The 23,920-nt window shown below is 60.8% G+C and carries 22 protein-coding genes and 2 pseudogenes; 10 read left to right on the top strand and 14 right to left on the bottom strand.

What is annotated here, in order from left to right; genetic code table 11:
- The first annotated feature begins 45 nt into the window (after window positions 1-45).
- Window positions 46-693 (top strand): glutathione S-transferase, encoded by a 648-nt coding sequence (locus OKW29_RS22030; RefSeq protein WP_429292618.1) that lies wholly within the window; start codon window positions 46-48, stop codon window positions 691-693.
- A gap of 276 nt (window positions 694-969) precedes the next feature.
- On the opposite strand, the gene OKW29_RS22025 is transcribed toward OKW29_RS22030, so the two are convergent.
- On the bottom strand, window positions 970-1,569 hold the full coding sequence (locus tag OKW29_RS22025; protein ID WP_429292617.1) for a hypothetical protein: 600 nt from the start codon (window positions 1,567-1,569) through the stop codon (window positions 970-972).
- Between the two features lie 124 nt (window positions 1,570-1,693).
- On the opposite strand from OKW29_RS22025, the gene OKW29_RS22020 reads away from it, so the two are divergent.
- Window positions 1,694-2,605 (top strand): LysR substrate-binding domain-containing protein, encoded by a 912-nt coding sequence (locus OKW29_RS22020; RefSeq protein WP_429292616.1) that lies wholly within the window; start codon window positions 1,694-1,696, stop codon window positions 2,603-2,605.
- 155 nt (window positions 2,606-2,760) lie between these two features.
- Here the strand turns inward: OKW29_RS22020 and OKW29_RS22015 are convergent.
- The 3 genes and pseudogenes from OKW29_RS22015 to OKW29_RS22005 all read right to left on the bottom strand — a co-directional run.
- Window positions 2,761-3,161 (bottom strand): annotated as a pseudogene (locus OKW29_RS22015) (IS21 family transposase); the annotation flags it as partial.
- A gap of 562 nt (window positions 3,162-3,723) precedes the next feature.
- Window positions 3,724-5,838 (bottom strand): acyltransferase family protein, encoded by a 2,115-nt coding sequence (locus tag OKW29_RS22010; protein ID WP_429292615.1) that lies wholly within the window; start codon window positions 5,836-5,838, stop codon window positions 3,724-3,726.
- Window positions 5,835-6,320 (bottom strand): annotated as a pseudogene (locus OKW29_RS22005) (DDE-type integrase/transposase/recombinase); the annotation flags it as partial. The gene OKW29_RS22010 and the pseudogene OKW29_RS22005, both read right to left, overlap by 4 nt.
- Before the next feature lie 185 nt (window positions 6,321-6,505).
- Between OKW29_RS22005 and OKW29_RS22000 the strand changes: the two are divergent.
- Window positions 6,506-6,850, top strand: a complete 345-nt coding sequence (locus tag OKW29_RS22000) for a hypothetical protein (protein WP_429292614.1) — start codon at window positions 6,506-6,508, stop codon at window positions 6,848-6,850.
- A gap of 150 nt (window positions 6,851-7,000) precedes the next feature.
- Here the strand turns inward: OKW29_RS22000 and OKW29_RS21995 are convergent, their stop codons facing one another.
- The gene (locus OKW29_RS21995; RefSeq protein WP_429292613.1) at window positions 7,001-7,219 is read right to left on the bottom strand and encodes a hypothetical protein; all 219 of its coding nucleotides are present in this window, start codon (window positions 7,217-7,219) and stop codon (window positions 7,001-7,003) included.
- Window positions 7,220-7,575: 356 nt separating this feature from the next.
- Complete coding sequence (locus OKW29_RS21990) at window positions 7,576-8,031, bottom strand: GNAT family N-acetyltransferase (RefSeq protein WP_429292612.1); 456 nt, start codon at window positions 8,029-8,031, stop codon at window positions 7,576-7,578.
- A 226-nt stretch (window positions 8,032-8,257) separates the two neighbouring features.
- Between OKW29_RS21990 and OKW29_RS21985 the strand changes: the two genes are divergently transcribed.
- The 6 genes from OKW29_RS21985 (at window position 8,258) to OKW29_RS21960 (ending at window position 12,121) form a co-directional block, all read left to right on the top strand.
- Complete coding sequence (locus OKW29_RS21985; RefSeq protein ID WP_187629148.1) at window positions 8,258-8,638, top strand: DUF2946 domain-containing protein; 381 nt, start codon at window positions 8,258-8,260, stop codon at window positions 8,636-8,638.
- Between the two features lie 106 nt (window positions 8,639-8,744).
- Window positions 8,745-9,638, top strand: a complete 894-nt coding sequence (locus tag OKW29_RS21980) for a hypothetical protein (RefSeq protein WP_429292611.1) — start codon at window positions 8,745-8,747, stop codon at window positions 9,636-9,638.
- A gap of 18 nt (window positions 9,639-9,656) precedes the next feature.
- A complete protein-coding gene (locus OKW29_RS21975) occupies window positions 9,657-10,022 on the top strand; it encodes a copper resistance CopC family protein (RefSeq protein ID WP_120294174.1) in 366 nt (121 codons plus the stop codon).
- A 2-nt stretch (window positions 10,023-10,024) separates the two neighbouring features.
- The gene (locus OKW29_RS21970; protein WP_429292610.1) at window positions 10,025-10,930 is read left to right on the top strand and encodes a copper resistance D family protein; all 906 of its coding nucleotides are present in this window, start codon (window positions 10,025-10,027) and stop codon (window positions 10,928-10,930) included.
- Window positions 10,931-11,045: 115 nt separating this feature from the next.
- Window positions 11,046-11,492 carry a copper chaperone PCu(A)C gene (locus OKW29_RS21965; RefSeq protein ID WP_244145121.1) on the top strand — a complete coding sequence of 149 codons (447 nt, stop codon included), beginning with the start codon at window positions 11,046-11,048 and terminating at the stop codon, window positions 11,490-11,492.
- Between the two features lie 233 nt (window positions 11,493-11,725).
- Window positions 11,726-12,121 carry a VOC family protein gene (locus OKW29_RS21960; RefSeq protein WP_187629190.1) on the top strand — a complete coding sequence of 132 codons (396 nt, stop codon included), beginning with the start codon at window positions 11,726-11,728 and terminating at the stop codon, window positions 12,119-12,121.
- A gap of 257 nt (window positions 12,122-12,378) precedes the next feature.
- On the opposite strand, the gene OKW29_RS21955 is transcribed toward OKW29_RS21960, so the two are convergent.
- The 7 genes from OKW29_RS21955 to OKW29_RS21925 all read right to left on the bottom strand — a co-directional run bounded on the left by OKW29_RS21955 (window position 12,379) and on the right by OKW29_RS21925 (window position 19,676).
- The gene (locus OKW29_RS21955) at window positions 12,379-12,753 is read right to left on the bottom strand and encodes a BON domain-containing protein (protein ID WP_429292609.1); all 375 of its coding nucleotides are present in this window, start codon (window positions 12,751-12,753) and stop codon (window positions 12,379-12,381) included.
- 124 nt (window positions 12,754-12,877) lie between these two features.
- A complete protein-coding gene (locus OKW29_RS21950; protein WP_429292608.1) occupies window positions 12,878-14,002 on the bottom strand; it encodes a porin in 1,125 nt (374 codons plus the stop codon).
- A gap of 55 nt (window positions 14,003-14,057) precedes the next feature.
- On the bottom strand, window positions 14,058-15,743 hold the full coding sequence (locus OKW29_RS21945; protein WP_429292607.1) for a 3-(methylthio)propionyl-CoA ligase: 1,686 nt from the start codon (window positions 15,741-15,743) through the stop codon (window positions 14,058-14,060).
- A 230-nt stretch (window positions 15,744-15,973) separates the two neighbouring features.
- Window positions 15,974-16,810 carry an SDR family NAD(P)-dependent oxidoreductase gene (locus OKW29_RS21940; protein ID WP_429292606.1) on the bottom strand — a complete coding sequence of 279 codons (837 nt, stop codon included), beginning with the start codon at window positions 16,808-16,810 and terminating at the stop codon, window positions 15,974-15,976.
- Window positions 16,811-16,815: 5 nt separating this feature from the next.
- Window positions 16,816-18,093: an MFS transporter gene (locus tag OKW29_RS21935; protein ID WP_429292605.1), complete on the bottom strand. Its 1,278-nt coding sequence runs from the start codon at window positions 18,091-18,093 to the stop codon at window positions 16,816-16,818.
- 75 nt (window positions 18,094-18,168) lie between these two features.
- Window positions 18,169-19,224 (bottom strand): 3-keto-5-aminohexanoate cleavage protein, encoded by a 1,056-nt coding sequence (locus OKW29_RS21930; protein WP_429292604.1) that lies wholly within the window; start codon window positions 19,222-19,224, stop codon window positions 18,169-18,171.
- Window positions 19,225-19,268: 44 nt separating this feature from the next.
- Window positions 19,269-19,676, bottom strand: coding sequence for a carboxymuconolactone decarboxylase family protein (locus OKW29_RS21925; protein ID WP_429292603.1), 408 nt, complete (start codon window positions 19,674-19,676; stop codon window positions 19,269-19,271).
- Window positions 19,677-19,819: 143 nt separating this feature from the next.
- Here OKW29_RS21925 and OKW29_RS21920 point away from each other — a divergent pair, with 143 nt between their 5' ends.
- Window positions 19,820-20,854, top strand: coding sequence for an AraC family transcriptional regulator (locus OKW29_RS21920; protein WP_429292602.1), 1,035 nt, complete (start codon window positions 19,820-19,822; stop codon window positions 20,852-20,854).
- A 325-nt stretch (window positions 20,855-21,179) separates the two neighbouring features.
- Here the strand turns inward: OKW29_RS21920 and OKW29_RS21915 are convergent, their stop codons facing one another.
- The gene (locus OKW29_RS21915; RefSeq protein ID WP_429292601.1) at window positions 21,180-23,567 is read right to left on the bottom strand and encodes a PAS domain S-box protein; all 2,388 of its coding nucleotides are present in this window, start codon (window positions 23,565-23,567) and stop codon (window positions 21,180-21,182) included.
- Window positions 23,568-23,920 lie beyond the last annotated feature (353 nt).

The raw sequence follows: 23,920 nt of genomic DNA, 5'->3' as shown, positions 1-23,920 counted from the left end.
TGCTTTGCGGGCGAGTCAACTCTTCTCATCAAACTGGACCACTACATGAATACCGATCTCACGCTTTACGAATCCAAGGCTTCTCCCAACGCTCGTCGAGTCCGCATTTTTCTTGCCGAGAAAGGCATTGAGATTCCGACGAAAGCTGTGGACCTTGGTACGAAAGAGCAATTCTCCGATGCGTACGTCGCAATCAATCCTCGCCGACAGGTTCCGACGCTTGTACTCGAAGACGGCACGGCGATTGGCGAAGTCCCTGCAATCTGGCGCTACATCGAGGACGCGTATCCCACGAAGGCCGCATTGCTAGGCACGGCGCCGCGAGAGAAGGCGCTGATCGCGATGTGGGAGCGGCGCGCCGAACTCGACGGATTTGCGGCCGTGATGGAAGGCGTGCGAAACGCGGTCGCCGGATTGAAGGGGCGTGCATTGTCGGGCCCGCATGCTTATGAACAGATTCCTGAGATCGTCGAGCGCAGCAAGCTGCGCGTAGCCAACTTCTTCGCCGACTTCAACGAGCGTCTAAAGACGGTTCCTTTCGTGGCAGGCGACGAGTTTTCCGCCGCTGACATCACAACGCTGGCTACCGTCGATTTTGCGGCGGGCGCCATGAAGATGAGCATTCCCGCCGAATTCGATGCCCTGCAGACCTGGTACGACAAGATGTCGGACCGCCCTTCTGCGAAGGCATAAAGGACCGGACACGGAAGGCGATGCCCGATGTTTGGGCATCGCTACGTAGGCTAAAGAGTTCGTTTCAATCCTGGAAGGTGAAAGTCGCGCTATCGCGGTTGGGAACACCGTGACTGGTGGGGATCCGATGTTCGTCGTGCCCCGTCGCCATCCCGGAGGCCCGGCTTCCGGGTGAAACAGCCAATCGAGTGTCCTGGCGGCGCCCCGGTGAACGGCCGAAAGTGGCCGCCCCCTGCCTGTCGGCGATCGGCGGAACCCGACCACCCGGCGAGCAACCTATTGCCGCTCCCGACGCGTGTACGAATACTGATGCGCGAGCCATGCCATCCCGGTTCCGTCCGCCATGATGAAATGCTGGTCTTTCCTGTCCCGGTCAAGTCCCTGATGGCTGATGACCTCGTCCATTCGCAACATCTGGCCAGAGACTGCTTCGCTGTTGCCAGGCAAGGCGAATGGCTCGAACGTGAGGGTGATATTGTCCGCATCGCCTCGCGCGAAGCTCCATGCCGGCATGATGCCGACTGCGGCGCGAGTATCCATCGATACATAATCCCACCGGCCTTCAACCCGATTGAAACTGAGATAATCAATCCGCAGGATCGCCGCGCGATCGTTGGCGGGATATAGGAACTCCTGCAGCATCGAGCCAATCAAGCGACGCTCGGCGACCAGTCCGGTCGTTGTCTCAGGCGGTGCCGACGGCGAACTCCACACCGTCTCGGTCACGTCCCAAAGACCCGTGCGCTCGACGAGCGTCTGATTCTCCGAGCCGAGTTCGCTTAACCGTGTTGATGCAGGGACCGGCTTGGACTCGGCCATCCTGGCAACGAGAAAGGAGCCGAGCGTGACTCCCAGAAAATGCCGGCGATCGATCATGTCGATTCTCCAAAGTGACGTTTGAACTCGCTGATCTGAGTCGATCACTTATCGTATCGTCGATTTTTAGTCTACAGTGCGGATATATTTTCTCGATATTGGCGCTCAAAACGATACAAAGAGGATGATCGTGACCGAGGAATTCAATGACATTCCCGCTTTTGTCGCCGTGGTGGAAGCCGGCAGTTTTTCCGATGCCGCGCGTCGGCTGAATCTGTCACGCTCCGCTGTGGGGAAGGCGGTCTCGCGCCTTGAAGAGCGCGTCGGCGGGCGGCTCTTTCATCGGACCACCCGTGCGCAAAGTCTCACTGAAGACGGTCAATCGTTTTACGAGTATTGCCAGCGCGCGCTCGTCGAGTTACGTGCCGGGCAGGATCTCATGGACTCCGGTCGTACCGAGATTCGCGGCAGATTGCGTGTATCGATGCCCGTGCTGTTCGGCCGCCGATGTGTCGCGCCGATCCTCTTGCGACTCTCCGCGACGCATCCGAAACTCGAACTGGATATGCATTTCAGCGACCGGCTGGTCGATCTTGTCGACGACGGATTCGATCTCTGCGTGCGCAATGGACCTCCAGGACAAAGCGCCGGCCTGATCACCCGCGAGATTGCTACAGAACGCATGCTGGTGTGCGCGTCACCTCGCTACCTCGAGGAAAATGGCACACCGGAAACGCTCGCCGATCTTGCCGCTCATCAAGCGATCGCTTATGGTCGGCGTGGGCGGGTTCAGTCGTGGTCGTTTCTACGGACGGGCGGTTCGCCCTGTTACGTCACACCGCCGGCAAAGCTTAACCTCAACGATATCGAAGCAATCTCTGATGCTGCTGCAGCGGGTTTTGGCTTGGCCTGGCTGGCGCACTGGCTAGTACGTGACCGGCTTCGGGCCGGTGAACTCGTGGAAGTGCTCCCAGCCGCAGGCGCCATCGTGTCGAACATCTCTTTGATCTGGCCGGCAACGCCCCATCTGCCCCAACGCATACGCAGCGCGATCGACGCCTTGACAAGCGAAGTCGCGGCATTCACAGCAGCTTGACTTGCTTTGCGGAAACCTGAAAAGCCTTTTCAAGTAACCGAAAATGGGCGACGTCGGAAAATGCGGAGCCTTCGAAGCGACCTTGCATTCATCAATCGGCGTGAGGTGTCCTTCCGGCCCCTCAAACGGCCGTAGCGGCACGCGTTGGCCGAGGCTCAACCTTCAGTTTGGAAGGCCTGCGGCGTCTGCAGCGGCGGCACAGGCGGGCTGTCGATCAGCCTACTCAGGATGTTCAGCACCGTTTGCTTGTTTGGGGCGCCGGCTTCGAACGCCGGCTCGACGGCTGCGAGCACCATCTGTTTGTCGTTCAGCAGGACCGGCGCCAGAATCTCGACCATCTCGCGGTCCCCGCCGGGACACTTCAAAAACACCTGCAACTTGCGGAACTGGCTGGAAACGCGGCGAAGGGTGCGCCATTGCGAAGCGCTCTAGGTTTGCGCTGCAGAACTGCCAGGCAGTGACGCCAGTCGTAAATGGTTTCGCCAGGGTCGTGACTGCGCTTAATGCGCCGGTCGTGCTCGGCAATCACCTGACCTTTGGTGGCGAAGACAAGCTTTGTCGACGATCTACATCGTTATGTCGAATGGCTCAAAGTGGCCGGTTGCAGTCTCATGCAATGAGCATACGCTGCCTGAACTTCACACGAGCTGCGATCGGCAGCACGCGACCCGCAACGGCCTGTTATCTTGATCCGAAACGGACGCTCACGCTGGCCGGATTTTCACTTTCCAGAAATACCTCGCAACCGGTGAGGTTGAACCGGTTCACCGCAGCCTCGGTTCCCCTTGCCAAGGGCGTTGCCGGTATAAATCACTGCACAACGCGGGCTGCGAATCTGAGGCCCAATGCCCGCCATGGCGGGGAACCTGGCAACAGACACATGAACCACGAACCGATCTTGCTAAAAAGGGAGAGTCCCAATAGGTTGTAACGGCACTCCATAGCCCTTGAACGAAACCGGTGCATCGGCCGACGGCAGAACGGAGAGGGAACCTTTCTGCATGCCCCATTGTATTCGTCGCCCCCTCCGTCAACCTGACAGTACCCAAGCTCGCACAGCCGGTACTCGATCTTCGGACTAACTACCTCGCCAGCCATCGCCGGAACTCTTCCCCGCATCAGCTCGCGGACCCCGCTTCCATAAGCTTGCTGACGAGCTGCTTAAAGCTTGGCAACAGAAGCCTGTTCGCATAGCCGCTGAGGTGATCGCCATCGAAGACGAGCGGCCGGCCGTCGGCGGTGTGCGTTGAGCAGACCGAATCTGGGCACAGTGGTGGCAACGGGTCCCATACGCTAACTTCGGGGACCGCCTGCACGATGTGCGCATAGGATTCGAGCACCGGCGCCCGCAAGGCTTCCAGATCCGCACGGGCGATGCGGTCGCCGCCGGAACAGATGGGATTGTCGCGATTGAACCAGTCCGAACATCGGAACGGCTGGCTCCGAAACTCGGGTGTCGGCCCCTCCAGGATGACCTTCGCCCCTTTGGCTGCCAGTTTCTGCAAGATTGGAATGGCCTCTCGCACGCCGTCTACCCGGCTTTGCACGGCCTCTGGACCAAACATGTAGCCCCAGGCGCTCGAGTCGTCGAAGCGGGCCCACTCGTCGGAGAAACGTGGCAGCCGCAGCGAAGGCAGGAAGACCACGTCACCGGGCCTGACCTGCGCCTCGATTTGAGCGATTGCCGCATCCGTCCCCGGCGCACAGCTCGCCACCTCATCTTGTTTGCGCGGCAGCAAAGCAATGAACGGACAGCCTCCATTGTTGTACGCGAAGACCTTCACGCCAGTATCCCGGGCGAATTCGCGCAACATCCTGTTGTAGGCCATCGCGTGCGAATCGCCGATCACGTACAGGCGCCCGCGATAGGTCGCCGGAAGCGAACATCCCGCACGTGAATATGTCCATACGGGCCCCCCGTTGAGCTTCGTCCTATTCCACGTGTCCAGACATCCGTCATTGCTGGGCTCAAGGGGGCGGCTCGGATACCAGTCGTCGGCACGTTGTGACACCACGCTCAGCGACAGATTCAGTTTCAGTTGGGCTGCCTGAATGCCGACCCACAACAGCGCTCCGCACGTCAACGTAGCTACGCCCGCACCTACGACAGCGGGACGCCGCATGCCTTTCAGGACCGCCGAGCGCCGCACGGGATTCTCGACGTAGTACCAGGACGCTGTTGCCAGCGCGAAGCTCAGTACGGCCGCAAGCACGCGCCAGACAGGCGCATCGATCCCCGTCGTCCACCGCAGCAGCACGATCACAGGCCAGTGCCAGAGATAAAGCGAATATGAGATCTTGCCGACGAAAGTCACCGCTGGTGAAATGAGCAGCCTGTGCAGCCAATCCCGCGGCGCTCTTCCGTGCAGCGCGTACAGTACGCCAAGCGTGCCGGCAACCGGCAGCAGCGCTCCCGGAAAAGGAAGCTGCTCCGGGCGCAAGACCTTGAAACCGGCCGCAAGCAGCACCAGCGAACCAACGAGCAACGCCATCGAACCCAGCGTCCCATTGCGGTCGATCACGCCGAGCGGGCGCTTCGCGAGCGCGAGGAACTGGTATAGCAGGATACCGGATGCCAATTCCCAGAAACGCCCTGGAATCAGGTAAAAGTTTAGCCCCTCATTTCGCCTCGAAAGCCACCATGCGCTCAACACGGACAGAGCGAGCCCGCCGGCGAACAGAACAACGCAAAGCGTCTTTCTCGGACGTTTGCTCACCCACATGAAGAAAAGCAACGGAAAGATCAGATAAAACTGCTCTTCTACCCCAAGCGACCAGGTATGCAGGTACGGGTTGAATTCGGCGCGTGGCGAAAAATAGTCATCACCGATGAACGCGAGCACCACATTGCTCAATCCAAAGAAAGCAAAGAAGCCGGTGTATTTGTTGGTATCGCTCAGCCACGCGTTTGGAATGAACAGTGCTGAAAACAAGCCGGTCACCAGCAGGCACACCACGAGCGCTGGCACGATCCGCTGCACTCGACGCGAATAGAAATAGAACACGAAGCGCGAAAACTGCATCGATTCGAGGTTTCCAACGGATGCGCTGACAACAAACCCGGAAACCACGAAAAAGATGTCGACCCCTGCAAGCCCGCCGGGTAACCACTGCGCGTACAGGTGATAAACGATGACCGACAACACTGCGACCGCACGCAAACCGTCGATGTATGCCGCGTGCGCAGGACGGGTGAGTTGCGGCGCAGTAGTAGCGTTATGGCGTGGATTCATGGCATGAGAGTTAATGAGGCCGGTCGGAATCCGTGGACGCCAACGGGTTTAGCAGCGATCTTGTTCAAGTAGAAACGCTGCGTGAAAACCGCGGGAGACAGATAGTCAAGCTGCGCTTGTGTCCGCTGCCGGTCATAAAGAATCTCGATGTATTCCGTGATCTCTTGCTGCGCCTGCTGCCGACTGGCGAACCGCCGACGATAGGCCAACTCGCTCTTCAGCGTGCCCCAACATTATTCGATCGATGCGTTGTCAAAGCAGTTTCCTCGTCTGCTCATTGAGGCTTGCATGCCGAACTGGCCGACAAGATTCTGGTAAGCATGCGCGCAATATTGGCTGCCGCGGTCTGTGTGGTGAATCAGACCGGCCGGCGGTCGGTGCGACGCGACCGCCCGAAACACCGCCTGCATCACCAGATGCCTGGTCATACGCTCGCTCATCGCGTAACCGACCAGCTCTGCGCTGAACAGGTCCTTGAGCCCGCCGCAGGGTTGCCGGAACGTCTGCTCGCGCGGGGTTCAGACCTGCTCCGCTGATTCCGCGGCGATCATTGCATATTTCATCTCGATAAATAACCAGAAAAAGCGAAGGTGCCGTTGCCCTTTCTCTCGTTTGCTTTTACGTACGATTGTGACGGAAAAAGTTTAGGGAAATGTATAGGGCCGCGATGTATTTCGTGCGCTGCCCCACAGAAGCGATAAGAAATGTCGACTTCATCGTCGAGGAACTTCATCGGCGCGAACCGGAGGATCCATCGCGCATCGGTGCGACGCGCGTTGCCCTGCAGAACCAGCGTAACAATCTGCTTGCCTTCGCTGGCGTGCTGGACCAGAAGCTCGGCGCCATGGACCGCGCGAGCGGCGTTTCGGACCACCTCGTGCGGGCGACTTGTCTGCTGCACCGCAAGCCGGACACCTCCGTCACGTTCTGGCAGGCGTGGAACCGGCTGCACGCCGCCATCGGCCACAAGTTCCACGATCTCTACACGACGGTGTCGCAGGCTCGACGATGAGGACAGCGCTGACTGCCAGCGTGAAATACGCATCGGCCCGATCAATACCGACCCAGACTCCGACGGCGAATGCAAGCATGACACCGAGCGTCGAAACGAAGCGCAAGCGGAAGGTCATGTAACAGACGAAGTGGCGCAGGCGGCTATACTTTACTTGCCGAGCATCGGCGCTACGGATTCGTCGCTGAACGCGAGGCCAAGGCTGCTGAACGCAAATGCGAGTGCCAGCGCGAGCTGCAACTGGCCGAATTGCTGGGGGCCATAGGCCCTTGCAAAGAGATGGTTGCTGGCAACGGCGGTGGCCGCGCTCACCAGCTTTGCGCAGGCAACGCCTGTAATCGAGGACACCAAAAGCCGGCCTGCTTTCATAGTTCTTCTCCCGGACCTTGGCTGCAAGCACGATCGACCCGATCACCGAGGCGAGTCCGCCTTATCAGCAATGCATATCTCCAAAGTGATGCTTTCGAAACTCCACCGTACGGCTTTCTAAAAACGCGACACTACGTGCTATGGCATGACTGCTCTGTTCGAAATCACACAAACGCCCGCTCTTCGATGTCTACTCGAAGTCACATGTAGTCCTGGTCCAGGTGTCGGCAATTTGGGCGATCGTGCCGACTGACCGCTACTGCCCGAACTCGGCAGTACATGGTTAGGCGTCTGGACGCTCGAACTTCTGTCGCCGACTCCAGCGATGGGCCGCGCCCTATGAATATCAATGCAGCCTAGCTTTCTTCCTGTGTTTCGATTGGCTGACGCACATAGTAGATATCCCATTCTCCTTCGTCAGTCTGTACAAATCCGTACCGCTGGTAGAAGCGGTTTGAATCACGGCCGCGTAGAGCACCGAGGCGGATTGGCATGCGTTGCGCGTCGGCGTTCGCGAAGACGTCCCGCAAGACGGCTGCGCCGATTCCTTTCCCTTGGTGCGCCGGCAGAATGTAAAGGTGGTCCAGTAGCCAGTAGTCTGCCTGTGGGCGGATGAGGATAAAGCCCGACCGAACGCCATCGACCTCTATGAATCGACACCGCGCAGGGTCGAATGACGCGAGGAAGCGCTCGCGGGCACGCTGCGGGTCGAAACGACCGATGCGCTCCAGACTCTCACGCATCGCGGCGATACGAATGGCGACCAGTGTGTCGGCGTCGGACTCGGTTGTATCGGAAAAGGCGATGTTCATGGGGAACGGCTTCCGGTCAAAGGATTCGCGAGGCTTACTTCTTGTGCGAATACTATCGCGCCGAATCGATTGTCACCAATTTGCACTTTGGGGCCGAAGGTCCGTATATGGCCGACTTGAGACTTCTGGCAACGCGGCAAGCTGTCATAGGTCGATGCCTGCAAGTAACACATGGCATAATGCGCCGCATTCACCTTCACCAGACCAATATCGAATCGTCGGCCTTATGCTGAGCTGTTTCTGCCGGAAATTGGGCTCCTATCTGGGATTGCTGGCAATCCTGATGGCAACGCTCGCGCCGACGGTTTCGCAGGCACTGGCTGACCGCAACGAGGCTGGGCTTCCTTCAGCCTCGCTCTGCTCCGCACATTCGACTCCAGGCAATCCGCCGGGCAACGAGGACACCTCCCACTCGCTGGCTGCTCACTGGCATGCTTGCGGCTACTGCAACCTGATTGCGCACATGCCCGTACTGCCGAGCGTCCGGCCTGAATTTGCGGTCACGGTCTGGGCCATCCAGCATCGCGTTGCGACGCGGTTCGAGAGCATCCGTCGCGTCGAACCGCTGGCATCCGCCCAGCCGCGCGCGCCCCCCGTTTCATCCTGAATTGAGCCCTGGTGGCGATGCCGTGCACGAACGCATCGCCAGGCGTCGTCGTGTCCCTTCACAGACACGCGGCGGCGCGATGACGACCTCAATCAATGGATGAAACATGAATGCCAATACCTCGCGCCATGGGAAACCCTTCTTCGCCACGGCATCGATCTCGTTCGCCGCAACTGCGCTCCTGCTCGCCTCATCGCCAGCCGCTGCCCATGCCATCGCGGGCGACCGCGTCTTTCCGTCAACGTTGGCTGTCGATGATCCAGGCGTCGGCGATGAAGCTAACTTCGAATACGGGCATCTGCGTGTTCCTGGAGACAACGGCGATCAAAGCATCAATACGTTCAGCTTCGAATACGACAAGCTGATCACGTCAAGGCTTGCCCTGTCCGTCGACGGCGCTTACGTGATGCAGAACAATCCGACTGCGCACGGGTTCGATAACTTTGGAGTCGGCCTGAAGTATCTGCTGTATGTGAACGCCCCGCACGAATTCATGACTTCAGTCGGGGTGCATGCGGAATTGGGTGGAACCGGCAGCCACGCGATTGCGAACAGCTTTTCGACCATCTCGCCGACGATCTACGTGGGCAAGGGTATGGGCGATCTGCCTGACTCACTGGCCTATCTCCGACCCGTTGCCATTACCGCCGAAGCTGGGCCTTCGTTGACCACCGGGGCCGGTCAGCCCAATTCTTTCGACTACGGTTTCACGGTCCAGTACAGCCTGCCCTATCTGCAGCAGCAGGTGCATGATTTCGGCTTGCCGCAGCCGCTCTCGAACATTGTTCCCATCGTCGAGTTTCCGCTATCGAGAAGTCAGGGCCAAACCACTGGCACAATCAATCCAGGGTTCATCTGGATCAACCGCTATGGCCAGTTCGGTGTCGAAGCCCAGATACCAATCAACAGCGCGAGCGGTTCGCATGTGGGCATCCTGGTACAGGCCCATCTTTTCTTCGACGATATTGCGCCGAAAACACTCGGCAAGCCGCTGTTCTAACGTGTAAGGAGTCCTCTCATGAAACTGCACACGATTGCACGCGCGGCCATCGCCGCGCTGATGATCGCCGGCTGCAATCTCGCGCAGGCGCACGCCTACCCGACCCAGGAGGCGCCGGGGGCCGGTGCGACCGTCACGACCTCGCAGAAGGACGTGGCGATCGACTTCGACGATGGTCTGGAGCCCGCATTCAGCTCGATCGCCGTCACCGACTCGCGAGGCAAGTCCGTGACGAGCGGCAAAGCTGCGGTTGACCCGTCGAACAGGAAGCACATGTCGGTAGGGCTAAATCCCCTCGTGCCGGGCGCCTATACCGTCTCGTGGGTCGCCGTTGCCAACGACGGCCATCGCACCCAGGGGCATTACACGTTCACGGTGAAGTAACGGTGGATCCGCTCGTCGTCGCCCAGATTGCACTGGCCGCGATGCAGGACATTCTGTTTGCCGTCGCTACCGGCGCTCTTGCATGCGGCGTCCTGGGCGCGCGTAGCGGATTGCCTGGGCAAGACACGACGCGAGTCTGGCGGACCGTCGCGTCAGTCGCACTCGCTCTCACCGCCCTGGCGTACCTCTGGCTTCAGGCCGCAATCATGAGCGGTTCGCCGCTCGGTGAAGCTGGTTCGGCTATCGCCCCAGTACTGACGCAGTCCCACTTCGGTAAGGCGTGGTCGATCGGCGTTGCCGGCGCGCTGCTCGCGGCGTTGAGTGGCCTCAAGAAAGAGCGCGGCTCAGCGCTCTTTGCTGCGGGGTTCGTCCTGTGGGTCGCGGGCAAGGCAACCGCGAGCCATGCGGCCGACTCCGGCGACTTCTCGTGGCGTGAGGCGATTCACGTCGTCCACCTTTCCGCGACTGCGCTTTGGGCCGGCAGTGTCATCGTCGCCGCGATCCTGCTGCGCCGGCTCGAACGCGAACCAGGCCGTCCGCCCGGCCGGAGGGCTGCGTTCTGCTCGGCGCTGTCTCATCTGGCCACGGCTGCGCTCGTGTTTGTTCTCGTCACCGGTTTCTACAACGCCGTTCAGGACACGGCGCAGGCCAGCGCGCCGCTGCTGCGCACACACTGGGGCCGGTTGCTCGCCGCAAAGCTTGCATGCGTGGTCCTGGTGACATTGCTCGGCGGCTGGAACCGGATGGCGATTCTGCCCGATCTGCTCGTGCTTGCCGAGCGGAACGATCCGGATTACCCTGCCGCGCAACGCCGCTTCGACGGCGTTCTCTCTGTTGAAGCGATCGTCATGCTCGCCGTACTTGCGCTGGCTGCGGTGCTGGGCCATACGTCGCCGACGGGCGGATAGCGGAGCGACCATGTAGACATGCGACCGATATGACGATCGAGCGGCGCCCGGGTGCCGCGACGTACGTCCCGCCAACCCATCACATTTTCCTTAACGTAGAACAGGAGGTTATGCCATGCACCACCCCTTCTTCCGCCTGGCTATCGCGCTGCCGCTCGCGGCTGCTTCGCTAACCGCTTTCGCCGCTTCGTCGGGCGCCATGATGGTGTCCGACTGCTGGATCCGCTCGATGCCGGGCGACGTGCCGTCCGGCGGCTACTTCAAGCTGATGAACATGGGAGACAAGCCCGTCGATCTCGAAGGTGTTAGCACCGATGCGTTCGGGATGTCCATGCTGCATCAGACGCAGACTACCGGGAGCACGTCGAAGATGGTCATGGTCGACAAGGTGACCGTCCCGGCCAACGGGACACTCGCATTCGCGCCGGGCGGCTATCACGTGATGTTCGAGAAGGAAAAGAAGCCGCTGACGGTCGGTTCGACGGTTCCCGTCACGTTCAAATTCAGTGACGGCGAGAGTATCGTCGGGCAATGCGCGGTGAAGAGCGCAACCGGCCAGTAATGACGCTTGCAGGCCGCGCGAAATCGATCGCGAGACTTGAGAGCGCGGGCTGCAACGATTCGGGCAACCGGCGGACGTTTGTATCTGGTCAATGATGCTCGATGCGCTCGGCGATGTGAAATGATGCTGCGCCGTGGCGACGAGCGAAAAATTTCGGCCGAGTTCGCCCCCTTTGCGGACATCCGGCGCTCGGAGGACAATGCCCTTGCGAATCTCTTCCGAGGCTGCCCAACATGGCTAAATTTCAGCCCGATGGATGGCATACCGTCACGCCCCGAATCGTCGTACGGGATCCGGAAAACCTGATCACATTCATCAAGATGGTGTTTCAGGCACAGGGCGAATTCCGTCACGGGCGGCCTGCCGAAATCATGATCGGCGATTCCGTCGTGATGGTTAGCGGCGGAGACGGCCTTCGCGATCCGATGCCGGCATTTCTGTATGTCTACGTCGAGGACGCCGATTCGACCTACCAGCGAGCGATTGCGGCGAATGCGATCTCACTCGAAGTTCCGACCGACATGCCATACGGCGACAGGCGAGCGATGGTAAGAGATCCGTGGGGAAACACATGGCAGATTGCCACACATCAGCGCGACCTCTGTGCTGCCGAGATCCGTTCAAGGTAGGGCGTTACCGACAGCAGCACTTTTCTGTCGGTTCGTCTATTCGCTAAAGCTGAAGAACGGTGCGGCACGCTCGGTCGACGTTGGGTGTTTTGCCTCCCGACGAATGCCGTCACCCCTTCGACGAAACCGGGCTCATCTGCGCAATCGATCCATTTGCGCCGTCCGCCAACCAGATGCGCCGGCAGACTGACGTCGTAGGCAGAGCGGTGTCGCCGGTGCAAGCCTGGCAGCGGTCCGGACTTACTGACGAGGACCACTTACTGGCCGAATACGCGTTTGAGTGTCAGATTGTTTTTCACGGTTGTCACGCCCGGCACGGTTTCGGCAACCCCGGCCGCCCTGTCGATCTGCGCTGCATCGGGCACCGTGCCAAACAGTGTCACCGCGCCACCTCTCGCACGGACACTGATGTTTGAAGCACTGATCTCCTTGTCCTTCATGAGCGCAGCGCGTACCTTCCTGCCGAGCGCGCGATCAGCCTGTCTGGAACTCGCCGAAGCGCCGCTGCCCGGCGACGCCATGACGGTTGACGCTGGCGCACTGCCCGATTCGCCAGGCTGGGACCATGCATTGATCCATGTCGTCACGATCAGTGCGCCGACCGCCAGTTTGAGTGCCCTGATTACCTTCATTGCTTTCTCCAATCTTCCTGAGTCTTGTGGGATCCCCGTTGGAATCGCTGTTCTGCTACCGCGTGGCGAGCCGGCACGCTTCACCGGCCAGAGGCCTTCATTTCGAGCCCAATACGGAGGATCCCTAGAAGTAGTGGCGCATCCCGAGCATGACCGCCGTCGTCCCGAGGCCAGGCGCGACGGGCTGGCCGTACGTAATCGTCTGCGTCATATCTCCGTGGTTGTTCACCCAGCCCACCTGGCCATAGAGCAAAGTGGCCTTGGACAGACTGTATTCGGCGCCTCCGGCGACCTCGAGCGATTTGTTCGCCGAGCTGTTCCTGTCCTTCAGGTAGTACACGCCACTGGTGAGCTTGAATGCCGGTGAGAACTGATAGCCGAGGCCGGCCGAATACAGGTCGAGGTTGACCAGATTCGCGTGCGCCGGATTCCTGCCGTTGGTATATGACGCGGAAATGGAGAAGGCGTGATAGGTGTACAGCGCCCCGAGGTAGTAGAGGCGGTTGTTGGCGAGTCCGGTGGGCACCGTCGTCGGTCCGGGATTGGTGTCGTGACCGTTGTAGTAGACGGCTCTCAGATTGAGGCCATAGTTCGAGTATTTGAGCACGGCGGACTCGCGCGTGCCGCCCTGGAAGCTGCCTGCCACACCGCCGGGCGCATATTCGAGCGCTGCGGACACGCCGGCGAATGTCGGCGACTCGTAGACGATCGCATTGCTGTCGTACAGCGCGCCGATCGGTCCGTTGGTGCTGGTGCCGGACCAGCCTGCGGCCTGGTTCATGCCCAGCCATGCCGTCAGGATGCTGCCGAAATACTGGCCCGCCCGCACGTCGGTATCGGCCATCGCGTAGGCCATCGGCACGATCTGGCGACCGAAGTTCACCGTACCGAACGGTCCCGACACGCCGAGCGTCGCGAACTGGTTGAACTGCGCCACCGCGCCCGGCGTATCCGCCAGGCCGAACTTGCCGGTGCCGCTGTCGAACGACCCCTGCAGCTTGAAGTTCACGTGATAGCCGCCGCCGATATCCTCGGTCCCCTTCATGCCCCAGATGCTCGCGTAGATCCCGCCGTCCTTGTAGCGATAGACCTTCCCCAGATTCTTCGCCGTCGGGCTGAACGAGGCCGCCGAGGTACTTTGATATAGCAGACCGGAATCCACGACGCCGTACAGCGTCACCGACGACTGCGCATAGGCCGGACTTCCAAGGACGGCCACCGCGGCCGCAGCTACCCATTTCAGTTTCATTGCGTCTCCAGTTTTGTAGCTTTTGTAGCTTGAATCCACCCGTAACGACGTACGTTCAAGACGTACGTTCAATACTCAACACGCCAGACCACCTGCTTCCTTGAGACGGCAACAGATAGTCCTGAAACGCTTCGCGCAGCTGGTTCTTCAGCACCTTGCCGGTAGCGCCAAGCGGCACCGCATCGACAAATACGACTGCATCCGGCGTCCACCATTTCGCGATCTTTCCTTCGAAGAACGCCAGCAATTCTTCGGCTGTCACCTGTGCACCGGGCTGTTTCACGGCGACAAGCAGTGGCCGCTCGTCCCACTTCATATGCTTCGCCGCAATGCAGGCCGCGCTCGCTATCGCGGGATGCGCGGCTGCGAGGTTCTCGATCTCGATCGAGCTGATCCACTCGCCGCCGGACTTGATCACGTCCTTGCTGCGATCGGTGATCTGCATGAAGCCGTCGGCGTCGATGGTCGCGATATCGCCGGTCGGGAACCAGCCATGCGCGTCGGCATCGATCCGCAGCGGGTTGCCACCTTCATTGCGGAAGTAGTTGCGCACCACCCAAGGGCCACGCACCAGCAGATCGCCCGAGCTCACGCCGTCCCATGGCAGTTCCTGGCCGTTCTCACCGAGGATCTTCATATCGACGCCAAATACCGCGCGCCCCTGTTTGGATTGCAGGGCGCAACGGTCTTCCGGACCCAGTGCGAGGTGCCTTGCTTTCAACGCGCCGATGGTCCCGAACGGACTCAGTTCGGTCATGCCCCATGCGTGCAGGACTTCCACGCCGTACCCATCCTGGAACGTGTGAAGCATTGCGGGCGGGCAGGCTGCGCCGCCAATGACGGTGCGCTTCAGGGTCGAGAAGTTCAGGCCGCCTTGCTCGAGCCAGGTCAGCAGGCCTTGCCATACTGTCGGCACACCAGCCGCGAAGGTGACCTGCTCGGCTTCGACGAGTTCGTAGAGCGCTTGGCCGTCCAACCCGGGGCCGGGGAAAACCAGCTTGGCCCCGACCATGCACGCGACATACGGAATGCCCCACGCATTGACATGGAACATCGGCACGACCGGCAGGATCACGTCGCGCGCCGAGCAGTTCAGCGCATCCGGCAGTGCGGCAGCGAACGTGTGAAGCAGCGACGAGCGATGCGAGTAGAGGACGCCCTTCGGGTTGCCGGTGGTACCGGACGTGTAGCACAGCGCACAGGCGGTATCCTCGTCAAAATTCGGCCACACGTAGGTCGACGAACTGCGCTCGAGCAGATCTTCGTAGCACAGCAGGTTGGCAATGCCGGTATCCAGCGGCATATGCGCGCGATCGGTCATCGCGACAAACGCCTTGACAGTCTTGCAGCGGCCGGCAATGGCCTTGACCAGCGGCAGGAACGTCAGATCGAAGAACAGGACCTGATCTTCCGCATGGTCGACGATGTAGGCGATCTGGTCTGCGTGCAGGCGCGGATTGATCGTATGCATCACTGCGCCCATGCCGGATATGCCGTAGTACAGCTCCATGTGGCGATAACCGTTCCAGGCGAGGGTGCCGACACGGTCGGACGGCCTGATGCCCAGACTCGTGAGCGCATTGGCCATCTGTCGCGCGCGCCGGTGACAGTCGCGGAAGGTGTAGCGATGGATGTCACCCTCTACCCGCCGCGACACGATCTCCGTATCCCCATGATGGCGATCGGCATGCACGATCAGCGAGGAAATCAGCAACTGCTTTTGCAGCATCAAACCGTTCATTTCGTTCGTCCATTCTTTAAAGCAGGGTCACGAACCGACATCGCCTGCGGCAGCATTCGAGCCATTGGGCGCCTGCGGTCTTTTACCGCCGGTCAGTCGTCTTTTGTCAAAGACCGATCTCCAGAAGCGCTCACAGTCCTATTCGCACAACTGATTGTTATGGCAGATGCTGAAGAGGTCGATGCAAGGATTTTCAGGCGTGATCGCTTCAGGTCACGCGGCGCATCCGGTCATATCACTACGCCGCCATTCGGGCTGATCACCTGGCCGACCAGGTAGTGGTCGCCGGCCAGATAGGTCACCATCGAGGCGTATTCCTCCATCGTGCCCAGGCGTCCGGCTGGCACCACTTGCCAGAACTGGTTGCGCTTTTCCTCACCGGCGGCTTCGAAGTATTCCGTAAATTCCGCAGTGGCCACACCCCCAGGCGCCATCGCGTTGACGAAGATATTGGCGCCCGCCACTTCAGCTGCGACCGACTTCGTGAAGGCAACCACCGCGCCCTTGGTGGCGCTGTAGTGCGGGCTATGCGCGCTCATGGCCGAGATGCCCGCAATCGACGCGATGTTGATGATCCGGCCGTCGCGCTGCGGCTGCATCAGCCTGAGCGCTTCGCGGGTGCAGTAAAAGAGGCCGTGCACGTTGACGTCCCAGTAACGATGCCACTCCTCGTCGCTGATGCTGCTGGTGAAAGCCAGCGATTGCCGCGGCACGGGCGTGGTGATATAGGCGTAATGCCTGTTGCGGCGTTCCGTATCGATCGGCGTGTTCGGCACGAGCGCGGCGTTGTTGACGAGAATGTGCAACGTCCCAAAACGCTCGACGATCGCGGCGAACAGGTTGGCGACTTCGCTGCTGGACGAGACGTCGCAGCGCAGCGCCAGACACGGTGCGCCGGCCGCTTCTACCGCAGCGCGCGTTTCTTCGAGGGCCGGCATGTCGATATCGCAGATCGCGATCCGTGCACCGGCGCGGGCCAGATCAACGGCGATGGCACCGCCCATCCCACGACCGGCACCGGTGACGAGGGCGACACGCCCTTCCAGATTCCGACGTTGGTCTTGCATTTCCATTACCTCGCAGGTTGTATGTTTTGCAGCGCGAGCGCACGCTGCCTGCGCGAGGCGCGCGCCGCGAGGGCGAAAAACAGCGCCGAACTGATCGTCAGCACGTCGGTGGCGATCAGGACACCCGTCAGCGGAGCGGTGGCGCCAGCCTTGATGAAATGGTCGGCGGCCATCCCGATCACCACGGTGCCGATGGCAAGGGCGAATACGTTGATCGAGAGCATCGTGAAACCGAAGATCGTCGAGCGCATCTTCTGGGGTGCCATGCTCATGATCGCCGCCGCCCCCGGGCCGTACACCGCCAGCGGCAGGAAGAATCCCGCGCACATGCCGATGTAGAACAGCGGCGAACTGACCGGGACGAAACGACAGGCCAGCATCAACGGCGCGCAGATCACGACAAGGAGCGCCATGAAGCTGGCGTGTCCGCCGCGCAGTTTGCTTGCCACACGATCGCCCATGACGCCACCCATCACCGCGCCCAGCGTGCCGAACACCAGTTGTAGCGCGCCGATCCTGGTGGCAATGCCAGCCGCGTTCATGCCGCGTTCGTTGACGAGCCACAACTGCTGGAAGGAAAAGCTGGCAAAAACGAGGTGCACCAGTACGAAACCAACGATCACGAAGCCCAGCGCACGGTTGCCACCGACGGTGCGCAACACCGCCAGCGCTTGCGGCAGGAACGGCGCGCCGCGTTCCTGCGGTGCGAGTTGGCTACGGTCTTCCTCGAGCAGCGCGAGCGGCAAGGCAACGGCGACGCCGACGATGCCAAGGACATAGAACGTGGTCCGCCAGCCATGCGTGGCGCCAAAGCTGCCGGCGAGCAGGAAACTGCAGCCGACGCCCATGGGGATCCCCATGAAGAACAGCCCCATTGCCGTGCCTCGTCGCTTCTCCGAGAAGAGCTCAGCCAGCAGGGCCACCGCGGCAGGTACCAGCGCCGCCTCGCCGCTGGCAACGAAAAACCGCGCCAAGACCATCTGCTCAAAGCTCTGGGCATGGCCCGAGGCCAGCGTGCAGGCGCTCCAGATCAGCACGCCGGCGGCGATGACCCGTGTGCGGCTGAAGCGGTCCGCAAGGGTGCCCATGAACATCGCCATCACGCCGAAGCTCAGCACCCATACCGCGCCGACCAGAAAGCCGTATTGCGTGTTGCTGAGCGCCAGATCTTTAATGATCTGCGGCGAGAAACCGAGCAGCATATTGCGGTCGATGTGTGCCAGCAGGTGGATCACCAGTAGCGATGCCAGAACCGCAGAGGGGTTTTTCTTCCAGAACATCATCTGTCTCCATGCCTGAGAGGGTTCAGAGCGAGGCGCAACGCGATACGCTGCCGCGTTGCGCCCCGTTATCCCCGCTCAGGCAACCTTGCGTGCCGGCACGTCGCGCCGGCCGGACGTGCGATTAGGGACCATGCGCAGTTTGTCCAGCGTCTCGTCGACCGAACCCCACTGGGTGCCGATCTGATAGATGCGGTGGGCATCCTCGCCGCTCGCGATGTCGCGATTGAGCTCGCGCGCAATGCGCACCATCTGCTCGATCTGCTGCACTGAAGTCGCCCGCTCGCCGTTCGGGCCGAACAGCGTGTCTTCGATACCGACCCGTACATGCAGGCCCAGCGCAATCGCCAGCGTATTCATCGGCACCACGTTCCGGTTCAGCGTTTCGAACGTAAGCACCGCGCCCTCCGGGGTGCGGCGGGCAAACTCGATCATGTCGGCGGGATGCAACCCGGCCGCGCCGCCGCCAATTGCCACGTAATTGATATTCAGCGGACCGCTATACGCACCGTTGCGAATAAGACGCTCGACCGTTTCGAGTTGCGTCAGATTCCCCAGCATGAACTGCGGCTGGATGCCGTTGGCGACGAGACGCCTGATGTGTTCGACGTGCCATGAGGGATTGGACGGCACGATCATGTCGCGATAGGCAGCCTGCAGCGCCGGGTTCATGAGCGAGGTGCCCGCGATGTCGGCCTCGGTCATCAACTCCATTACGTTCATCTGGCTGGTGTTGATCGCAACGGTGACCTGATCGGGACGCGGGTCCAGCTGCGCGAGCATATGACGCGTATCGTCGTTCTGCCATTTGGCGGCTTCGCCTTCATTCTCAGGCGCGAACGAGATCGAGCCGCCAACCTGCAGCACCATGTTCGGCACCGCGTCGCGCAGGCGCGCCAGCATCTCGTTGAACTTCGACAGGCGCTTGCTGCCCTTGCCGTCCTCTTCGCGCACGTGCACGTGCAGCACGGTCGCGCCTGCGTTGTAGCAGTCGACGGCCTTCTGCACCTGCTCGTCCATCGTGACCGGGATATCGTCCGAATCGCCGGGGATCCATTGCGGCCCATAGGGCGCCACCTGGATCACGAGTTTTTCCTGGTTCTCAGGCAGCAGGGAGTCGTCTAGAAAATGCATGTTTGTGCTCCTGTTAAGGAATGCGTGGAGTGGTGAGCTGGATGTCAGGCAGCGGCCTGCGCACCCTCGCCGTTTGCCTTTTCGAAGGCGGCCAGTTCTTCCAGCAGGATCGGCGCGCCGAGGCTGCTGGAATGGATACCGAGAACGCTCACCGCCTGCAGCACCGCAGCGATTTCCTCTTTGGTGGCGCCTAGTTCAAGCGCCTTGCGGATATGGCGGCGTGTGCCCGGCGCATACATGTGCGTGCACGATGCGTCGACCGCGATGGCAAGGAATTCCAGGACCTTCGGTTCCAGCACGCCCGAGATGATCGGGTGCATGCCCATCGCCATGAATTTCTCGGCCCAGACAGGATCGAGTTCTGCAATGGCATCCCAGGCGGGATTCCAGTTGCCGGTTGCACGCAACTGATCGCAGACCGGGGTCGCGCTGCGGCTCGTCTCATTGCTCATTGTTTCGCCTCCTCTCGAACTTCTCGAATTTCCGTACGCGTTGGTCATCACGCGTCTCTGGAGGCAAGTATCGGATACTGGCAAATAGCGGTTTGACAGATTGAGGCAAAAAATTTACATTTTGATGCACGAGGGAAAACCATATGTCCTATCTGCTTCGCAGTGCCGCCCTGACCAGTTACGTCGAAGTGGCCCGATCGGTGGGCCTTGATCCCTACCAGCAGTTAAGTGATGCCGGCATTGACCGTTCTGCGTTGCTGAACCCCGACATCATGATTCCGGCCGAGGCAGTGGCGCGATTGCTGGAAACCTCCGCCCGGGCCGCTGCCGTCGAGGATTTCGCGCTGCGCATGGCCGAGACCCGCCACCTCTCCAACCTTGGCCCTCTCGGTTTTGCGATGCGGGAACAGCCGACGTTGCGCCGCGCGCTCGAATCGATGGCGCACTATCTGCGCCTGCAGAACGAAGCGGTGGTGATGCGCGTCGAGGAAACGGCAGGACTCGCCATCATCCGGGAAGACCTCATGGGCGGCATGCCTGGCTCGATGCGCCAGGCAACGGTGTTGATGCTGGGCGTCATGTATCGGACGCTTGGCCTGGTGCTGGGCGCAGCGTGGAAGCCGCGCACCATCTGTCTCACGTACAGCGCTCCAGCCAGCCTCGCCATGCATACGCGTGTATTTGGCGCGCCCGTTGAGTTCAACCAGGATTTCGACGGCATCGTGTGCCTCGCAGCGGATCTCGACGCCGCGATTCCAGCTTACGATCCGGTCATGGCGCAGCAGGTGCGCCAGTATCTGGATTCGATGCTGCTTCAGTCCAACGTAACCATGTCCGACAAGGTCAGGAAACTGGTCATTGCGCTTTTGCCGTCTGGCACCTGCTCGGCCGACCGGATCGCGCAGCATCTGGGCGTGGATCGCACGACCGTGAATCGCCACCTCACCCGTCAGGGTGACAGCTTTCTGTCGATTGTCGATGCGGTGCGGGTTGAACAGGTGATGCGGTATGTCAGTAGCGGCGACCGGCCGCTGTCTGAAGTGGCTACGCTGGTAGGCTTCTCATCGCTGAGCGCGTTTTCCCGCTGGTTCAACGGCCGCTTCGGCTGCAGCGTTTCGACGTGGCGCCGCAAAAATGCACAACGAAGTGCTGGGGCCCGCGATGCATCGCCTGGCTAGCCAGCGCGTTGGGCCGCTGATTCTCGTAGCAAGACGACGGGTGAAGCGGAGCGGTGAACCACGGATCAAATCAACATCGACGAATGTTTCGTGTCCAGCCGGAAGGGGACGACCAACGAGCCTTTTCGAGTGGCTGAAATTGGCCGGCCCTTGCCGGTCGTTGCCCCACGTCGGCGCTGCTTCGCTTCGGATCGGTCATCAAAATCGATCGAGCGGCTTTGGAATGCCCGGAAGGCCATTATTCAACGACTCATCTGTTCGCTGTCCCGATATCTGATCGGGAGCGGGCGCGATGCCGTACGGCTGCCGGCGACTGCTTATGCCCTTACTCGTTTCTTCCTTGTTCAACCTGTCCGTGCATCGCCGCGATCAGCGCATGCAACTGTTCGATCGCGAATGGCTTGCGCAGCGACGTGCAATCGAATCCGACCTCCTCTGGCGTCGGAGCGTCGCGACCGGAAGCAAACACGATCCTGATGCCCGGATTGCGCTCGACGGCAGCTCTCGCCAGCTCGATACCCGACCGCCCCGGAAGGACGATGTCCGTGAGAAGCACATCGGTCTTCCCTGTCATCAATGCGCGCATTGCTGCTTCTGCATCGGCAGCCTGACGCACGTCATAGCCCAGGGTGGTCAGCAGTTCACTGATCGCCTCCCGCGCGCTTCTGTCATCGTCCACGACAAGGATTGCGAAGCTTTCTGGCGCGTGAGACGGCTCGGACGACGGCGAATCTGCCGACGGCGATGCGACCGACGGGCGCACATCGGCCGTGCCGGCCGGTCCCAGCATCCGGCGGATTTTCGATGCAAGCTGCTCCCGGCTGTACGGCTTGCTCAGCAGATGCACACCCGTGTCCAGCCGGCCGCCATGGACGATGGCATTCTGGGTATATCCCGATGTAAACAGGATCTTCAGATGCGGCAGCATCCTGGTCGCGAGTTTCGCGAGTTCGGTGCTGCGCATCGTGCCGGGCATCACCACGTCCGTGAACATCAGATCGATATGTATCCCGCTTTGCACGATCACGAGCGCGCTCTGGGCGTCGTCTGCCTTCAGTACGGTATAACCAAACTGTCTGAGCGTTTCGACCACGGTTGCCTGAACGCGTCTGTCATCCTCAACGACCAGAATGGTTTCAGACCCGCCGGTGAGCGTCACCGGCTGTCTGGGTTCGAGCTCAACGGCTTTCTCCATCGAGCGGGGCAGATAGATCTTCACGGTTGTCCCGTGCCCGGGCTCGCTGTAGATCCTGACGTGACCTCCGCTTTGCTTGATAAACCCGTACGCCATGCTCAGGCCCAGGCCCGTGCCTTGCCCTTCCGGCTTGGTCGTGAAGAACGGCTCAAAAGCGCGTTCGAGGACATCGCGGGTCATCCCTGTTCCAGTGTCGGTGATGGCGAGCAGCACGTATTGCCCCTCGCGAACGTCAGCGGCCAGCGCGCTGTAGTGCTCGTCGAGCATGGCGTTCGACAGCTCCAGCGTCAGCTTGCCGCCTTCCGGCATGGCATCGCGCGCGTTGATGGCCAGGTTCAACACCACGTTCTCGAGGTGGTTCGGGTCGACCAGCGTGTTCCACAGCCCGCCGGCAATGACGGTTTCGATCTCAATCACTTCGCCCAGCGCCCGTCTGAGCAGGTCGTCCATGCTCCGCAGCATGACAGCCAGGTTCACGACAATGGGCTGCAACGCCTGACGGCGTCCGAACGCGAGCAGTTGAGAGGCCAGGTTGGCCCCGTGCTCGACCGCATCAATTGCCTTGTAGAGGCGCTCTCTTGTCCAGGCATCACGGCCATGGCGGCCTTCGAGCAATTCCAGATTGCCGCGTAACACCTGCAGCACATTGTTGAAATCGTGTGCGACGCCCCCCGTCAGTTTTCCAAGCGCCTCCATCTTCTGGGACTGAAGCAGCGCCGCGCGTGCCTTTTCCAGTTGCTCCTGAGCGGTCTTGCGCTCCGTCACGTCGCGGGTAATCTTGGCGAAGCCGACCAGCGTCCCTTCCTCGTCGCGGATTGCATCGATCACGACATTGGCCCAGAACCGGCTGCCGTCTTTCCTGACCCTCCAGCCCTCGGTCTCGAACCGCCCTTCCGTTGCGGCCGTATGCAGACCGTGTTCCGGCAGACCCTGAGCCGCCTCTTCGGCTGTGTAGAACCGCCTGAAGTGCGTTCCGAGCACTTCGCTGGCCTCATAGCCCTTGATCCGCGCCGCGCCCAGATTCCAGTTAGTCACGTGGCCCTCGGGGGACAGCATGAAGATCGCGTAATCGGTTACCCCTTGCACCAGCAGCCGGAACCGCCGCTCGCTTTCGATTACGGCTTCATAGGCCATGCGTTTGTCGGTTATGTCGCGCACAATCTTGCCAAAGCCGATGAAGGTGCCGTCAGCCGCATAAAGAGGCGTAATGAGAACGCTGGCCCAGAACTTCGTGCCGTCCTTGCGTACGCGCCAGCCTTCGGAATCATATTGGCCGTGCTCGCGCGCCGCGCGCAGCGCGGCGTCAGGAACACCGGTGTGCCGGTCGTCGTCCGTGTAAAAGACGGAGAAGTGCCGGCCAATGATTTCATCGGCCGCGTAGCCTTTGATGCGTCTCGCGCCGGGGTTCCAGCTGGCGACCTCGCCGTGCCCGGTCAGCCTGAAGATCGCGTACTCCGATACATGCGCGATCAGCAGCGGCGGCCACCGTGATTCGATATCGTCCTCGTCGCCGTGCATTCGCCCCCCCCGTTGAGTATTAGCGGTCCGACATATCCTTCCAGGACTGCACACGAATCATCCCTCGAGCAGTACCCGGGGCGTTCCATACCACCTGCCATTGTGCCCTGGCCGGCGAGTGGCGAGGCAGGAGTGACCGGATAACGCATTCGCAACGTAATGGCCAGGCGGACAAACCACTGAGCATTCGGAACTGCTCGATCGGCGGAGAACGGACAAGGCCTTCACAAACGGGTTCGGGGGCGAAACAGGAACGAAGCGTTTAGCTTCGCACACCATACGTCAGCCCAGGCTCGAATCGGCGAACCCGGCGCCATCTGTTTTGGCTGGGCAACCGAGATCTGGCTCTGCGC

The sequence above is a fragment of the Paraburkholderia sp. CI3 genome, assembly GCF_050436505.1.
Lineage (GTDB): Bacteria > Pseudomonadota > Gammaproteobacteria > Burkholderiales > Burkholderiaceae > Paraburkholderia > Paraburkholderia tuberum.
The sequence above is the reverse complement of the archived record's forward strand: the minus strand, read 5'-3'. Positions and strand labels throughout refer to the sequence as shown.

What these genes read in the sequence shown, in the direction of transcription:
- OKW29_RS22030 (WP_429292618.1), top strand. Translation starts at nt 46, where the DNA reads ATGAATACCGATCTCACGCTTTACGAATCCAAGGCTTCTCCCAACGCT.
- OKW29_RS22025 (WP_429292617.1), bottom strand. Translation starts at nt 1,569, where the DNA reads ATGATCGATCGCCGGCATTTTCTGGGAGTCACGCTCGGCTCCTTTCTC.
- OKW29_RS22020 (WP_429292616.1), top strand. Translation starts at nt 1,694, where the DNA reads ATGATCGTGACCGAGGAATTCAATGACATTCCCGCTTTTGTCGCCGTG.
- OKW29_RS22010 (WP_429292615.1), bottom strand. Translation starts at nt 5,838, where the DNA reads ATGAATCCACGCCATAACGCTACTACTGCGCCGCAACTCACCCGTCCT.
- OKW29_RS22000 (WP_429292614.1), top strand. Translation starts at nt 6,506, where the DNA reads ATGTATTTCGTGCGCTGCCCCACAGAAGCGATAAGAAATGTCGACTTC.
- OKW29_RS21995 (WP_429292613.1), bottom strand. Translation starts at nt 7,219, where the DNA reads ATGAAAGCAGGCCGGCTTTTGGTGTCCTCGATTACAGGCGTTGCCTGC.
- OKW29_RS21990 (WP_429292612.1), bottom strand. Translation starts at nt 8,031, where the DNA reads ATGAACATCGCCTTTTCCGATACAACCGAGTCCGACGCCGACACACTG.
- OKW29_RS21985 (WP_187629148.1), top strand. Translation starts at nt 8,258, where the DNA reads ATGCTGAGCTGTTTCTGCCGGAAATTGGGCTCCTATCTGGGATTGCTG.
- OKW29_RS21980 (WP_429292611.1), top strand. Translation starts at nt 8,745, where the DNA reads ATGAATGCCAATACCTCGCGCCATGGGAAACCCTTCTTCGCCACGGCA.
- OKW29_RS21975 (WP_120294174.1), top strand. Translation starts at nt 9,657, where the DNA reads ATGAAACTGCACACGATTGCACGCGCGGCCATCGCCGCGCTGATGATC.
- OKW29_RS21965 (WP_244145121.1), top strand. Translation starts at nt 11,046, where the DNA reads ATGCACCACCCCTTCTTCCGCCTGGCTATCGCGCTGCCGCTCGCGGCT.
- OKW29_RS21960 (WP_187629190.1), top strand. Translation starts at nt 11,726, where the DNA reads ATGGCTAAATTTCAGCCCGATGGATGGCATACCGTCACGCCCCGAATC.
- OKW29_RS21955 (WP_429292609.1), bottom strand. Translation starts at nt 12,753, where the DNA reads ATGAAGGTAATCAGGGCACTCAAACTGGCGGTCGGCGCACTGATCGTG.
- OKW29_RS21950 (WP_429292608.1), bottom strand. Translation starts at nt 14,002, where the DNA reads ATGAAACTGAAATGGGTAGCTGCGGCCGCGGTGGCCGTCCTTGGAAGT.
- OKW29_RS21945 (WP_429292607.1), bottom strand. Translation starts at nt 15,743, where the DNA reads ATGAACGGTTTGATGCTGCAAAAGCAGTTGCTGATTTCCTCGCTGATC.
- OKW29_RS21940 (WP_429292606.1), bottom strand. Translation starts at nt 16,810, where the DNA reads ATGCAAGACCAACGTCGGAATCTGGAAGGGCGTGTCGCCCTCGTCACC.
- OKW29_RS21935 (WP_429292605.1), bottom strand. Translation starts at nt 18,093, where the DNA reads ATGATGTTCTGGAAGAAAAACCCCTCTGCGGTTCTGGCATCGCTACTG.
- OKW29_RS21930 (WP_429292604.1), bottom strand. Translation starts at nt 19,224, where the DNA reads ATGCATTTTCTAGACGACTCCCTGCTGCCTGAGAACCAGGAAAAACTC.
- OKW29_RS21925 (WP_429292603.1), bottom strand. Translation starts at nt 19,676, where the DNA reads ATGAGCAATGAGACGAGCCGCAGCGCGACCCCGGTCTGCGATCAGTTG.
- OKW29_RS21920 (WP_429292602.1), top strand. Translation starts at nt 19,820, where the DNA reads ATGTCCTATCTGCTTCGCAGTGCCGCCCTGACCAGTTACGTCGAAGTG.
- OKW29_RS21915 (WP_429292601.1), bottom strand. Translation starts at nt 23,567, where the DNA reads ATGCACGGCGACGAGGACGATATCGAATCACGGTGGCCGCCGCTGCTG.